The organism is Phyllobacterium trifolii (assembly GCF_014192095.1).
Lineage (GTDB): Bacteria > Pseudomonadota > Alphaproteobacteria > Rhizobiales > Rhizobiaceae > Phyllobacterium > Phyllobacterium trifolii.
In genome coordinates, this window is sequence record NZ_JACHXN010000018.1 from 64,307 (window position 1) to 77,896 (window position 13,590).

The 13,590-nt window shown below is 58.0% G+C and carries 15 protein-coding genes; 11 read left to right on the top strand and 4 right to left on the bottom strand.

Annotated elements, in window-relative coordinates:
- Positions 1-45: 45 nt before the first annotated feature.
- Both FHS21_RS22595 and FHS21_RS22600 read left to right on the top strand, forming a co-directional pair.
- Complete coding sequence (locus FHS21_RS22595; protein ID WP_112523527.1) at positions 46-306, top strand: type II toxin-antitoxin system ParD family antitoxin; 261 nt, start codon at positions 46-48, stop codon at positions 304-306.
- Positions 303-602 carry a type II toxin-antitoxin system RelE/ParE family toxin gene (locus tag FHS21_RS22600; RefSeq protein ID WP_112523524.1) on the top strand — a complete coding sequence of 100 codons (300 nt, stop codon included), beginning with the start codon at positions 303-305 and terminating at the stop codon, positions 600-602. The genes FHS21_RS22595 and FHS21_RS22600 overlap by 4 nt, the downstream gene beginning before the upstream one ends.
- Before the next feature lie 15 nt (positions 603-617).
- Here the strand turns inward: FHS21_RS22600 and FHS21_RS22605 are convergent, their stop codons facing one another.
- Positions 618-1,727 (bottom strand): DUF2125 domain-containing protein, encoded by a 1,110-nt coding sequence (locus tag FHS21_RS22605; protein ID WP_183664075.1) that lies wholly within the window; start codon positions 1,725-1,727, stop codon positions 618-620.
- 115 nt (positions 1,728-1,842) lie between these two features.
- Here FHS21_RS22605 and FHS21_RS22610 point away from each other — a divergent pair, with 115 nt between their 5' ends.
- Entirely contained in the window at positions 1,843-2,361 is a 519-nt protein-coding gene (locus FHS21_RS22610) for a gamma-glutamylcyclotransferase (RefSeq protein WP_112523518.1), read from the top strand.
- A gap of 15 nt (positions 2,362-2,376) precedes the next feature.
- Here the strand turns inward: FHS21_RS22610 and tlpA are convergent, their stop codons facing one another.
- Positions 2,377-3,057, bottom strand: a complete 681-nt coding sequence (gene tlpA, locus FHS21_RS22615) for a thiol:disulfide interchange protein TlpA (protein ID WP_112523515.1) — start codon at positions 3,055-3,057, stop codon at positions 2,377-2,379.
- 35 nt (positions 3,058-3,092) lie between these two features.
- Between tlpA and argH the strand changes: the two genes are divergently transcribed.
- The 4 genes from argH to FHS21_RS22635 all read left to right on the top strand — a co-directional run bounded on the left by argH (position 3,093) and on the right by FHS21_RS22635 (position 8,890).
- A complete protein-coding gene (argH, locus tag FHS21_RS22620; RefSeq protein ID WP_112523512.1) occupies positions 3,093-4,493 on the top strand; it encodes an argininosuccinate lyase in 1,401 nt (466 codons plus the stop codon).
- Between the two features lie 79 nt (positions 4,494-4,572).
- Positions 4,573-4,758: an LPS translocon maturation chaperone LptM gene (lptM, locus tag FHS21_RS22625; RefSeq protein ID WP_112523509.1), complete on the top strand. Its 186-nt coding sequence runs from the start codon at positions 4,573-4,575 to the stop codon at positions 4,756-4,758.
- Positions 4,759-4,766: 8 nt separating this feature from the next.
- Positions 4,767-6,032 (top strand): diaminopimelate decarboxylase, encoded by a 1,266-nt coding sequence (gene lysA / locus FHS21_RS22630; protein WP_183664077.1) that lies wholly within the window; start codon positions 4,767-4,769, stop codon positions 6,030-6,032.
- Between the two features lie 290 nt (positions 6,033-6,322).
- Complete coding sequence (locus tag FHS21_RS22635; protein ID WP_112523504.1) at positions 6,323-8,890, top strand: TIGR02302 family protein; 2,568 nt, start codon at positions 6,323-6,325, stop codon at positions 8,888-8,890.
- 157 nt (positions 8,891-9,047) lie between these two features.
- Here FHS21_RS22635 and hpt read toward each other — a convergent pair whose 3' ends face one another.
- Both hpt and FHS21_RS22645 read right to left on the bottom strand, forming a co-directional pair.
- Complete coding sequence (gene hpt, locus FHS21_RS22640) at positions 9,048-9,584, bottom strand: hypoxanthine phosphoribosyltransferase (protein ID WP_112523501.1); 537 nt, start codon at positions 9,582-9,584, stop codon at positions 9,048-9,050.
- Positions 9,585-9,678: 94 nt separating this feature from the next.
- Positions 9,679-10,059, bottom strand: coding sequence for a hypothetical protein (locus tag FHS21_RS22645; RefSeq protein ID WP_183664079.1), 381 nt, complete (start codon positions 10,057-10,059; stop codon positions 9,679-9,681).
- 190 nt (positions 10,060-10,249) lie between these two features.
- Here FHS21_RS22645 and ftsE point away from each other — a divergent pair, with 190 nt between their 5' ends.
- The 4 genes from ftsE to FHS21_RS22665 all read left to right on the top strand — a co-directional run bounded on the left by ftsE (position 10,250) and on the right by FHS21_RS22665 (position 13,521).
- Complete coding sequence (gene ftsE, locus FHS21_RS22650) at positions 10,250-10,873, top strand: cell division ATP-binding protein FtsE (RefSeq protein WP_245426436.1); 624 nt, start codon at positions 10,250-10,252, stop codon at positions 10,871-10,873.
- Positions 10,866-11,864, top strand: a complete 999-nt coding sequence (locus FHS21_RS22655; RefSeq protein WP_112523493.1) for a cell division protein FtsX — start codon at positions 10,866-10,868, stop codon at positions 11,862-11,864. Before ftsE ends, FHS21_RS22655 begins: the two co-directional genes overlap by 8 nt.
- Before the next feature lie 105 nt (positions 11,865-11,969).
- On the top strand, positions 11,970-12,668 hold the full coding sequence (locus tag FHS21_RS22660) for a YdcF family protein (RefSeq protein ID WP_246411146.1): 699 nt from the start codon (positions 11,970-11,972) through the stop codon (positions 12,666-12,668).
- Between the two features lie 67 nt (positions 12,669-12,735).
- Positions 12,736-13,521, top strand: coding sequence for a lysophospholipid acyltransferase family protein (locus FHS21_RS22665; protein WP_183664081.1), 786 nt, complete (start codon positions 12,736-12,738; stop codon positions 13,519-13,521).
- The last annotated feature ends 69 nt before the right edge of the window (positions 13,522-13,590 follow it).

Here is a 13,590-nt window from a genome sequence, read left to right on the forward strand (position 1 = left end):
TAACTATTATCGAAACTTCATATAATGGCTATGGAGGTACGGCAAATGGCTCAAAGCGTCGAACTTGGCAATCTGGAATCCGTGCTCAATCGGCTGGTTGAAAGCGGTCGGTACAACTCGAAAAGCGAAGTCCTGCGGGAAGGTATCCGGCTCGTTGACGAGAGGGAAAAGCGTTTGGCGGCACTCGATGCTGCGTTGGCGCGGGGTTTGGCCGATGTCGAGGCGGGCCGAATCCGGCCATTAGAAGATGTCTTTGACGAGTTGAAAACGCGTTACGCCAAGATGGCGGAAGAACGTGGCCTTTGAAGGTCATTTTCACAGAAGAAGCGCGCCTGGATTTGCTCGCTATCGGCGACTACATTGCTGAAGACAATCCGCGGAGAGCTTGGACCTTTCTGAATGAATTGCGGGCTCGTTGCGTGTCTATCGGGGATTTTCCCGAGGCCAGCCCGTTGCTGTCACGCCACGAGGGGACAAGCATCAGACGGGCTGTTCATGGCAACTACGCTATATTTTATGTTGTCGGTCTCGAAACAGTTAATGTTTTGCGTGTCCTCAATAGCTCGATAAATTATGAACGGTTCCTGTTTGAAGAAGACTGATGCCGTATTCTTCAATTAAAGCGCAGGCAATCGTCCGATACCGATAAAGCCAACCGACATTTTGCCGTTCTTCACCGTGATAGGCAGCGTCGGCGCGCCGCTCGCGTCTTTCGGAACGAACGCCATCGCCTGAACAACAGTCGAAATCGTATTGCCTGCTTCAGGGAAAATGCCCTGCATGACTTTGGCGACACCTTCCGGATTGCGCATCGTCACCTTGAAATCGCCGCTGATGCGTCCATCATCGGCAACGGAAAACGGACCGGAAATCGCAATCCCGCTACCATCCTCGAAGGACAGTTCGACTTTGCGCAGCGTTCCCGTCTGGCCGCGCAGAACCGACAGGTCATGCTCGGGTTTTGCCAGAAGCGCGAAACCATTGGCAAGCTGGACATCGGCCGCGCCGGTCAATTCGGGCAATGGTCTGTCGAGGACAATATTGTCGGCGATCTTCAACTTGTCGAAGGATAGTGCGATATCCATCTGCGGTTGGGCGGTGTTGAACTCAAGTTTCCCGGACTGCATGACGGCGAGCGGAACAGGATTGCTCACATTCCCGCGCTCATTGACCATGACATTGCTGCCTTCGATCGACAATTGTTTGGGAAGCGGTTTGTCGAGCCGCACACTCGTGGCGAGATGTTCCCATTTCACGTCGAGGGGCGGAGCGCCGGGCACGTCCACCGCGGCAGGACCTTCGACGCTGCTGACGATTTTTAGCGGGTCGTAGACTTGTGCCGCGGAACGAAAGCTGCCGGCGGTAATGGATATGTTTTTGGCCTGGTCGACCCAACCCACTTTCGAGCAGTCGAGACCAACCCGTAAGGGATAGCCGCTCGCCCTGGCGTTTTCGCAGGTGGCGTCAATACCCTGTTGCTTGAACGCCGCGATATTCGTCGCGACCCGGCTTTCCAATTGATTGGCCAGATAGTACCAGCCGCCGGTGTAGATCACGCCGGCAAGGATAATCAGTGCGCCGATGATGATCGGAAGTCTCGAAGGCTTGCGGCTCTTTTCGGCAGTGCTTGACGGCATGGGGCGGGTCTCGCTATCGGTCAGGGAGAGACCGTTGACAATCCACCCCGACGGCCATTTGATGCGATTTTCTGCACTTCCGGTGCTCATGGACCAAATGTCCACTGCGCTCCGGGTCTCGAAAACCACATCAACTGACTCGCCGGGCTGAATTCTCAAACAGTTCTCTCAGGCAAATCTATCAGGCAAATCTATCAGGACGGATATGGGCGATTTTTGGGTCTTTGGCTACGGCTCTCTGATGTGGAAGCCGGGCTTTGCACATGTGGAGACCCTGCACGCCCGGCTGCACGGCTATCGAAGGGCACTGTGCGTGCGCTCCTATGTGCATCGTGGGACGCCGGAACGGCCGGGGCTGGTGCTCGGCCTTGACCGGGGCGGGTCCTGCCTCGGAATGGCGTTTCGCGTCCCTGGCGATCTTGAGGACGAGGTTGTCGCCTATTTGCGAGAGCGCGAGCTGGTCACGAATGTCTATCTCGAACGGCGGCTGGGCATACAGCTCGAAGACGGGCGCAAGGTCGAGGCGCTGACCTATATCGTCGACCGCAGCCATGTTCAGTATGCGGGCAGGCTTTCCGTAAGCGAAGCTGCGACGGCTGTGCGCGGCTCTGTGGGGCAATCGGGCCGCAATGAAGACTATGTGCACAGTACGCTCGAGCACATGCACAAGATGAAGATCCGCGATCATTGGATGGAGGCAGTCGTCGCCGCCGTCGATCGCTAGCCCAGACCCTGCAACCTACAGGCCGGTCGCTGTATCGACAAAACGGGCAGCGTCATCGCTGGACCAATCGGCCGGACCGTTCATCGCCGCAATCTGGCAGCCGTCCTTGTCGACAAGCATCGTCACGGGCAGGCCGAAAGCGAGGTTCTTGCGCTTCAGATCGTTGAATACGCCCATCGATGGATCGCGATAGAGCTGCAGCGACTTGACGCCGATCTCGCTAAGGAACGCCTTCGGCTTTTCATCATCGCCCGTATCGATATTGATGGTCACTACCTGGAAATTGTCGCCGCCCTTCTTCGTCTCCAGCGCGTCGAGGGCCGGCATTTCCTCGCGGCATGGCACGCACCACGTTGCCCACAGATTGACGAGAAGCGTCTTGCCCTTGAAATCGCCGAGGCGGGCAGGCTTTCCATCGGGAGCGGTGAAAGTCAAAGCCGACATGGATTGAGGTGAGTCCGCGCCGCGCATGGCCGCAACGGCGCCGACGGCGGCCCCGTCTATCTTCTTGGCATCCGCGGTTTTCAAAGCGCATTGATCGGCGGACGGGTTTGTGCCGGCGACAATATTGCCAGAAGGGCGTTCCATCACGTATACCGCAACCGCACCGGCAAGAATGCCTGCGAGTGCTGCAGACAGGATGATCTTCCTGCTGTTGTCGCGTGGCGTTTTCTGCGTTTCGTTGCCGTCCGTCATTTTACTCTTCTCGCTTCTCACCCAAGGCGCTACCCATGTCCGACAACAAGAACAGCAATGAAATGTGGGGAGGCCGTTTTGCCTCGGGTCCCGCCGCGATCATGGAAGAAATCAACGCTTCCATCGGCTTCGACCAGAAACTCTACGCCCAGGACATTCAGGGTTCGCTTGCCCATGCTGCCATGCTTGCGAAAACCGGCATAATAGCGGCGGACGATCACGACAAGATCGCAAAGGGCCTGAACACGATATTGTCAGAGATAGAGACGGGAAAATTCACGTTTTCGCGCAAGCTCGAAGACATCCACATGAATATCGAGTCGAGATTGGCCGAACTGATCGGCGCACCGGCGGGGCGGTTGCATACGGCGCGCTCGCGCAATGATCAGGTCGCCGTCGATTTCCGCCTCTGGGTCAAGGCGGAATTCGAGAGGACGGCGATTGCCCTGAAGAAGCTGATCGAAGCATTTTTGAAGCGTGCCGAGGAACATGCATCGACGCTGATGCCAGGCTTCACGCATCTGCAGACGGCGCAACCTGTCACCTTCGGTCACCACTGCATGGCCTATGTCGAGATGTTCGGCCGCGATTTGAGCCGGGTCCGGGACGCCACCCTCCGCATGGACTATTCGCCGCTGGGTGCCGCGGCGCTGGCCGGGACCGGCTTTCCGATCGACCGCCACATGACCGCCAAGGCGCTCGGCTTCCGCGAGCCGACGCGTAACTCCCTCGACAGTGTTTCGGATCGCGATTATGCGCTGGAATTCCTCTCGACCGCCGCCATCACCGCGACGCACCTGTCGCGGCTGGCCGAAGAAATCGTCATCTGGTCGACGCCGCAGTTCGGGTTCGTGCGCCTGTCCGACAGTTTCTCCACCGGCTCGTCGATCATGCCACAGAAGAAAAACCCCGATGCTGCCGAACTGGTGCGCGCCAAGACCGGGCGTATCACAGGCTCGCTGGTCGGTCTCCTGACGGTGATGAAAGGCCTGCCGCTGACCTATTCCAAGGACATGCAGGAAGACAAGGAAGCCGTCTTCGATGCGGCGGAGACGCTGGAACTATGCATTGCCGCGATGACCGGCATGGTCGGCGACATGACCATCAACACCGCCGCAATGAAAAAAGCGGCCGGTTCTGGTTATTCCACTGCGACCGATCTTGCCGACTGGCTTGTACGCGAACTCGGCCTGCCTTTCCGCGAGGCGCATCACGTGACCGGACGCGCAGTCGCACTGGCGGAACAGAAGAAAGCCGAGCTCGGCAAGCTGTCGCTGGAGGATCTGCAGGCGATACATCCCGGCATCACCGATGCGGTGTTCGGTTATCTGACCGTCGACAAATCGGTGCGCAGCCGCAAATCCTATGGCGGTACGGCGCCGGGCGAGGTACGCCGCCAGATCAAATTCTGGCAAAAGCGCATCGCAAAACTCTAAAACAATATTGGCTGGCGATGGGGGTGCAAAGAGCGCCTTCATACGCTAGACAGAGTAAACGCCATTCGGGATCAAACTTATGACGAGCCGTTCTTTTTTGACGACAATACTGATGTCGATTGCAATTTTAAGCGCTGTTTCGGCTTGCGGCCGAAAGGGCGATCCTGAGCTGCCGCCGGCGTCTGTTACGACGATGCCCGGCGAGCCGAAGACGGAAAAACCGCCGGTTCAGGACAAGCGTTTCATCCTCGACCCGTTGATCTAGGCACGTACGTGAACCACTTCGACTATAAAGACGGCGTTCTCCATGCCGAGGGCGTCAGCATTCCCGATATCGCCAAGGCGGTCGGAACGCCTTTCTATTGCTATTCCACAGCGACGATAGAACGGCATTTCAAGGTCTTCTCGGCGGCGTTCGCCGATATGGATACGCTCGTCGCCTACGCGCTCAAGGCCAACTCCAATCAAGCCGTCCTGAAGACACTGGCTCGCCTCGGTTCAAGCGCCGACGTGGTCTCCGAGGGAGAGATGCGCCGCGCTCTGGCTGCAGGCATCCCGGCCAACAAGATCGTTTTTTCCGGCGTCGGCAAGAAGCCCGGCGAAATGGATTATGCGCTGGCAGCAGGCATTCATTGTTTTAATGTCGAATCCGAGCCGGAGCTTGAAATACTTTCCGGGCGCGCGGTTGCTGCCGGCAAGATTGCGCCGGTATCGCTACGCATAAACCCGGATGTGGACGCCAAGACCCACAAGAAGATTTCCACGGGCAAATCCGAGAACAAGTTCGGCATTCCGCTTGCGAAGGCCAGCACGATCTATGCGCATGCCGCCAAGCTGCCCGGTCTCAAGGTCACCGGCATCGACATGCATATCGGCAGCCAGATCACCGATCTCGAGCCGTTCGACAATGCGTTCCGGCTGCTGGCCGAACTGGTTGCGCAGCTCCAGGCGGACGGCCACGATATCAAGCATGTCGATCTCGGTGGTGGCTTGGGCATTCCCTATCATTTCGACAATAACCCGCCGCCGCTGCCAGATGCCTATGCGCAAATCGTGCAAAAGCACATCAAGCCCCTAGGCCTGAAGACCATTTTCGAACCGGGCCGTCTCATCGTCGGCAATGCCGGTATATTGGTCAGCGAGGTGATTTACCTCAAGGAAGGCGATGCGCGGAATTTCATCATCGTCGATGCGGCCATGAACGATCTCATCCGTCCGACGCTTTACGACGCCTTTCATATCATCCGCCCGGTCAAGGAGCCTGCGGTCAACGATCCGCGTATTCGCGGCGATGTTGTCGGTCCCGTTTGCGAAACCGGCGATTATCTTGGCCTCGATCGCGATCTGCCGCGCCCGGCTCCGGGCGATCTCATCGCTATCGGAACGGCAGGCGCGTACGGCGCAGTACAGGCCGGCACCTATAACACGCGTCTGCTCGTGCCGGAGGTTCTGGTCAATGGCGACCGGTTCCATGTGGTGCGGCCCAGGACGACGTATGACGAGCTGATCGGCTTGGATTCGGTGCCAGACTGGCTATAGCAGTCCTAAGAAAGACCCCTCCCTGCTGCTACGCAGCCTCCCTCCCCACAAGGGGGGAGGGTAGGACCGTCGCACCCTTGATGTACGTACATGCAAATCTCCGGGATGTATGAGCTAGCGCCTGACCCTCCCCCTTGTGGGGAGGGACGGAGCGAAGCGACGGGGAGGGGCATCTTGCCCCTCTACACAAAACTATGATCGCATTTTTACCCCAAGGCCTCGCCTTTGCCATGATGAATGGTATTGTTCTATGATGCCGGCACCGTCGATGCCGGCGAGATGGAGTGCGTATGACCGATCAACACCCCGAAAAACGGGACGCTGAAAGGTTTAGGTTCGATATTTTCAAAAGTATCGATCGCCTCCGTTTGTCTACATGGTTGACCGTTGTGTTCGAACGCCTGTGGCCGCTGGTACTGCCGCTGCTGCTTTCCGTTGCCGTTTTCCTGTGCCTGTCCTGGTTCGGTATCTTCCGGATAATTCCGGACGCGTTGCGACTGGCACTGCTCGGACTTTTTGTTCTCTCGCTGCCCCTCTGCCTCTATCTCCTGCTGAGATTCCGCCTTCCCGATCACTCGGAAATCAGCCAGCGGCTGGAAAGCGTCAACACGCTCGATCACCAGCCGATCACTATCCAGTCGGAAGAGCTCGTCAACAAGACCATTGATCCGTTTGCTCAAGCGCTGTGGGACGAACATCGCAAGCGCATGGCCGAGCGCATCCAGAACCTGAAGAGCGGCCTGCCGCAAACCCGTATTCCGGAACGCGATCCCTGGGCATTGCGCGGCATTGTCGGCCTGCTTCTCGTCGTCGCCTTTGCCTTTTCCGGCGGGCCGCTCGGCGGCCGCGTCAACGATGCATTCCGCAGTCATAGCAAGAGTGAAGCCATTCCGCCCCGTATCGATGCTTGGGTAACGCCTCCGCGCTATACCGGACGCGCACCGCTCTTCCTGACAGCGGCAGCCAATGACGAAGAAAAACAGTTCACCATTCCGCAGGACAGCACGCTTATCGTCCGCATTATCGGCGGCAGCGGATCGGAGAAGGTCACCCAGACATCGATGGATGGGGAGGCAACCGATATTGCGGCGAAGGACCAAGGCAAGCCGGAAGACAATCCAACGACTGCCAAAGCCCGGCCGCGTAATTTCGAACTGCCGATCGGTGCCAACAGCACCGTCAGCCTGTCAGATGATGGCAACCCGCTTGCCGAATGGGCGTTTTCCGTAACGCCCGACCAGCCGCCTTCCATCCGTTTCACCAAGGATCCTTCCAGTGCTGCCAACGGCACGATGGAGGTTTCCTACGAAATCAAGGATGATTACGGCGCATCGAGCGCGGTGGCGCAAATCGAGCAGGCATTGCCTGCCGACAAGGATGCGCGACCGCTCTTCAAAGCGCCCGACCTGCCTCTGGCACTGCCGCGGCGCGGCGATCAGCCCAAGGAAACCACGACCACCAAGGATCTCACCGAGCATCCATGGGCTGGTTCCGAAATTCGTATGACCCTGGTCGCGACCGACGATGCGAAACAGGAAGCCAGAAGCGAGACCAAGACGTTCGTCATGCCCGAACGCCCCTTCGCCAACCCGCTGGCCAAGGCTGTCGTGGAACAGCGTCGCATGCTGGCGCTCAACGCCAATGCCAAGCCGCAAGTGCTCGATATGCTCGATGCGATCACCATCTGGCCGGAAGAGACGATCAAGAACGCGTCTCATTACCTCGCTTTGCGCAGCGTGCGCTCGCGGCTCAATCTCGCGCGCAGCGACGACCAGTTGCGCGATGTCGTCGCCTATATGTGGCAAGTCGCGCGTGGCATCGAAGATGGCGCGCTTTCGGACGCCGAGCGGCGCCTGCGTCAGGCACAGGAAGCCTTGAAGCAAGCGATCGAACAGGGTGCAAGCCAGGAAGAAATCGAAAAGCGCATGAAAGAATTGCGCAGCGCCATGAACGAGTATCTGCGCGAATTTGCCCAGAAAGCCCAGAAGAACCCGAATATGGCTCAAATGCCAAATCCTAACGCGATGGAACTGCGGCAGGAGGACATAGACCGCATGCTCGACCGCATCGAGGATCTGGCCAAGCAGGGCGCGAAGGATCAGGCGCAGCAGCTGCTTTCCGAACTCGAAAACATGATGAACAATCTGCAGATGGGCCAGCAGCAGCAAAATCAGCAGGGCCAAGGTCAGATGAGACAGCAGATGGACAAGCTGGGCGAATTGATGCGGCGCCAGCAGGAGATGATGAACCAGACTAACCGGCTTGAGCAACAGCGTCAGAACGGCATGCAGCAGGACCAAGGCCAAAGCCAGCAGGGTCAAAACGGCCAGGAGGGCCAGCAAGGCCAAATGTCCGAAGAGGATATCGCCAAGGCCCTGCGCGGCCTGCAGGAAGGCCAGGGCAAGCTGCAGTCTGATCTCGAGCAAATGATGAAGGATTTGAAAGGGCTCGGTATCAATCCCGGTGAAGGGTTCGGCGATGCCAACAAATCCATGGGCCAGGCGGGGAAGGCACTGGGCGATGCGGATGGCGGACAGGCGGTTGACCGGCAGAGCAATGCACTCGATGCCTTGCGCCGCGGCGGGCAGGATATGATGAAGCAGATGCAGCAGGCCATGGGTCAGGAAGGCCAGACTGGCGGACCCAACGGACAGCAGCAGCAAAATGGCAGGCTCGATCCCTTGGGACGGCAACGCTCCAGGGGAGATTTCTTCGACGACTCCAAGAATATCGTCCCCAAAGATCTGGATATCCAGCGGGCACGCGAAATCCTGGAGGAAATCCGCAAGCGCCTCGGCAATGCGCTGAGCCCGCAGATGGAAAAAGACTATCTGGAGAGATTGCTGAAATTCGATTGAATTTAGCGCAATCGCATAAGGTTAGCGCCATACCCTCCCCCTTGTGGGGAGGGAAGCTGCGAAGCAGCAGGGAGGGGCTTTTTTAAAGCAGCAAGCAAGACCCCTCCCCGTCGCTCCGCTCCGTCCCTCCCCACAAGGGGGAGGGTGGGACGTCGAGCTAATCCGCGACCACACCCACATAGGGCAGTTGCCGGAATGAATGGCCAACGTCCATGCCGTATCCCACCACGAAATAATCCGGGCATTCGAAACCTTTGAAATCGGCTTCGATGTCGGTCTTGCGCTTGACGCTCTTGTCGAGCAGCACCGCGATGGAAACGCTGCGTGCGCCGCGTTCCAGCATGAGTTCCCGGGTGAACTTCAGCGTTTTCCCGGATTCAAGAATATCGTCGATCAGAAGCACGTCGCGGCCATGCACATCGCTGTCGATATCGCGGAGCAAACGCACTTCGGTGCTTTCCGTGCCCTTGCCATAGCTCGATACCGTTATGAACTCCACGTCCGGTTCCGCTCCCGCATCATGCATGGCGCGGATGAGGTCTGCGGCGAAGATGAAAGATCCCTTGAGGATCGAGATCACGAGCAAGTTCTCGAAGTTGCGGGCAACGATTGCCCTGGCAAGTTCGAGGTTCCGCTCCGCGATCGTCTCGGCGCTGAAAAGGACCTCGATAGTTTTTCCGCCGACTTTTGGCATACAGTTCTTCCTGATTGAGAGCCCGTTGGAAACTTACTTTCCAACGGGTTCTGACCGATATGCAACTGCTATAGCCCGATCGCCGCCTGGAAATCTAGCGCGCGAGTTCGTTCTTATGTGCAACGGAACCTGTGGTCAGCATCGGATCGTCAGCGGGTGACGCTCCGGACATTAATGTATGGCCGCCGGTTATCCAGAAGACCGAGACGGCAACCAACGCGACCACTACCCAATAGCCGAAGCCCGGCCCCTTGAGTTCCGTGCTTTCGCGCGCGTGCAATATCGTCATCGCTTCATCGCTGGGCAACAGGCGTTGCCATGTCTCAGCCCCAGCCTCCTTGGTGACAGGACCGCGTGCCAATGTCTCGAAATCGACATCCTCCGCACCACCTTTGTCGATGGAAGGCACAGCATTCAAACTCAGATTATCTTTGGTTTCCATTGTATCGATCTTTGCAAAATACGGTTTTGGCATCGTCTGCCCTCATGCAGACAATTTTTTCCGAATCATGGGACAGCCTATCCCACAAAAATTAATGTTTTGGCCGATGCCCGGCTGCGTTTGATGGGTGGCCAAATCCGTCCACACAAAATAGAACACGCATGGACACGAGATTGGAAAGTTACGCTTGATTCGCTTTGAGAATGTCGGTTTGCGATACGGAATGGGCCCGGAGGTTCTGCGTGATGTCAGCCTCCATATTTCACCGCGGTCGTTCCAGTTCCTGACCGGCCCGTCGGGTGCTGGAAAGACGTCACTGCTGCGGCTGTTGTTCATGACGCTGAAACCGACGCGCGGCCTGATCAACGTCTTTGGCAAGGATATCGCCACGATCTCGTCGAAGGAAATGCCGCTGTTGCGGCGACGCATTGGCGTGGTTTTCCAGGATTTCCGTCTGCTCGATCACATGACCACCTATCAGAATGTGGCGCTGCCGCTGCGTGTGCGCGGCAAGGAGGAAGCGACCTATCGCGCCGAAGTCGAAGAGCTTCTCGACTGGGTTGGCCTTGGCGAACGCATGCATGTGCTGCCGCCGGTCCTTTCCGGCGGCGAGAAGCAGCGCGCGGCAATCGCGCGGGCTTTGATCGATCAACCTGAAATTCTGCTCGCCGATGAGCCGACCGGCAATGTCGACCCGCCGCTGGCGAGGCGCCTGCTTCGGCTTTTCGGCGAGCTGAACCGCTCGGGCACGGCGGTCGTCATCGCGACGCATGATCTGACGCTGATGGACCAGATCAATGCGCGGCGCATGATCCTCGATCAGGGGAGGCTCGACATTTATGATTGACGCCGCCCGCATCAAATATCTGGCACTCGATCTTATTGGCCGTGCCATGGAGCGGTTTCAGGCCAAAAGCGGACAGGCGCCGATTGTGCCCGCCGGCAATGTCGTTGGCCACGCCCTGATGATCGTCATCGCCATCATGACTTTTCTCGCCTGCCTGACCATTGGCGCCGTCAGTCTCGTTCAGTCGACGGCGGCGACGTGGCAGAGCCAGATTTCGACCGAGGCCACCATCCAGATACGTCCGGTCGAGGGCCAGGACATGGAGGCGCTGCTTAACCAGGCGAGCACCATTGCGCAGGGTTTTACCGGGGTGAAATCGACGCGCATCATCGACCGTGCCGCCACTGAGCGTCTGCTGGAGCCATGGCTTGGAACCGGTCTCGATATCGATGAGCTGCCGGTGCCAAGGCTGGTGATCGTCACGCTCGACGAAGCTTCACCGCCGGATTTCGCGGCAATTCGCGCGGCGCTGGTCAAGGAGGTTCCGGGCGCCAGTTTCGACGATCATCGCAACTGGGTCGACCGGCTCGTTTCCATGGCGCGTTCGACGGTGCTGATCGGCATGGCGGTGCTTGCGCTCGTCGTCGCAGCGACTGTGCTAACGGTTATTTTCGCGACACGTGGCGCAATGGCCGGCAACGGACATATCATAGAGGTTCTGCATTTTATCGGTGCCGACCAGAATTTCGTTGCGCGTCAGTTCGAGCGGCACTTCTTCTGGACGGCGCTAAAAGGTGCCGCTTGCGGCGGCGCGCTTGCCATCATCATTTTCCTGTGTATCGGCTGGTGGTCATCACACAATCTGGCGACGCCCGAGGCAGATCAGGCGACGGCGCTTTTCGGCAATTTTTCCATTGGATCAGGCGGCTATACGGGCGTCGTTCTCATCATATTGGCGGTCAGCATCCTGACCATGATTACAACAAGAATGACGGTCATAGCGCATTTGAGACGGGTTGACGGGCGCAGCGGCGAAAGTCACGAAACCTGATGCCATTTCATTCATTTTAATATCCGGATTGTACAAAAGCTGAGCCCCGGCACTCTTTTTAGTCAGAACAAGAACAAACCTCGAACAAGGCATTTCTAATCCATCATGGGCGGCGCAAACGACGGCAACCAGCAAGATCACATCGCTACTACGCGCGGCGGGCGGCTGCTCGCGTTCATCCGCAGGCGCATCGTGCTGCCGCTGTTCATCGTCTGCGTTCTCGGCCTTGTCCTGTTCATCGGCGGGTTCATTCTTTTTGCCGATCGCGTCACCACCTTGGAGGCACCGGACCTTACCCGGCCTGCCGATGGGATAATCGTTCTGACCGGCGGCTATTCCCGGATCGAAGGGGCCCTCGATCTCCTCAAGAACAAGCGTGGCGAGCGCCTGTTCATCAGTGGCGTGCATCCAACGACCAATCGCAATGAATTGCAGCGTGTGACGGGCGGCGACGCCACCCTGTTCGAATGCTGTGTCGATATCGACCGTTCGGCGCTGGATACGGTCGGCAATGCGGCCGAGAGCGTCAAGTGGGCCCATTCGAACCAGTACAAGCGGGTGATCGTGGTCACCAACAACTACCATATCCCCCGCACGATGGTGGAACTCCGGCGCGTCTCGCAGGACATCGAATTCATCCCCTATCCGATTATCAACACCAACCTGCGAGACGGGGACTGGATTTCCCGCGGCCTGGTGGTGCGGGTGCTTCTGGTCGAATATATGAAATATCTTGGTGCTGAAGTTCGCTCGCATCTCCCCGATAGCCTGTTCGGGTTCAAGCTTGGCGCGAAGACTTTTTGAGAGTTCACGGCAAGGCTACATTGGTATAGGAAGGCGCAGGCCAACCCTATCCCGAGTCCTGACCTAAATGACGATCATTCGATCAATCGCCTTCAACACACTCTTCTACCTGAATTTGATCATCCGGATGATCATCTTCACGCCCTATTATTTCGTGAGCCCGCGCAAGCAGGCGTGGAGCGTTCCGAAAAACTGGGCGAAATCAAATCTGTGGCTGCAAAAGGTGATCGTCGGCGCAGACGTCCACATCGATGGGCTGGAGAATATTCCGGATGGTCCGTATATATGTGCGCCGAAGCACCAATCCTTCTGGGACACCTATGCCTTCCTGCCGCACATCGCCGATCCGGTCTATATCCTCAAGCGGGAACTGACCTGGATTCCGCTGTTCGGCTGGTACATTCAGAAAATGAAAATGGTGCCGATCGATCGCGGCAAGCGCTCCGCGGCCATGAAAGTGGCGGTGAGGGGCGCGCGCGAAGCTGTCGCCGGAGGCCGGCAGCTGATGATTTATCCTGAAGGCACACGGACCGCGCCGGGTGCGCCGCCGCATTACAAATACGGCGTTGCGCACATCTATGGCGAACTCGGTGTTCCCGTCGTTCCGATCGCGCACAATGCCGGCCTCTATTGGCCGCGCCGCAAGTTCATGCGCTATCCCGGTGTCATCCGCTGCCGTATCCTGCCGCCGATCCAGCCGGGTCTCGACAATGACGCGTTTTTGAAGAAGCTCGAAGAGGTCACCGAAGCTGCCTGCGACGAGCTCCTGATCGAAGCAGCGAAGTCGGACAATCCGCCGCCCATGCCGCCAACGGCGGTGAAGCGGCTGAAAGAACTTGGGGTGAGCGTGTAGAGCCTGTCAGGTGAACACACTCTTCTTCCACCACCTCCGTCATCCTAAGTCCTCGGGTTAAACCCGAGG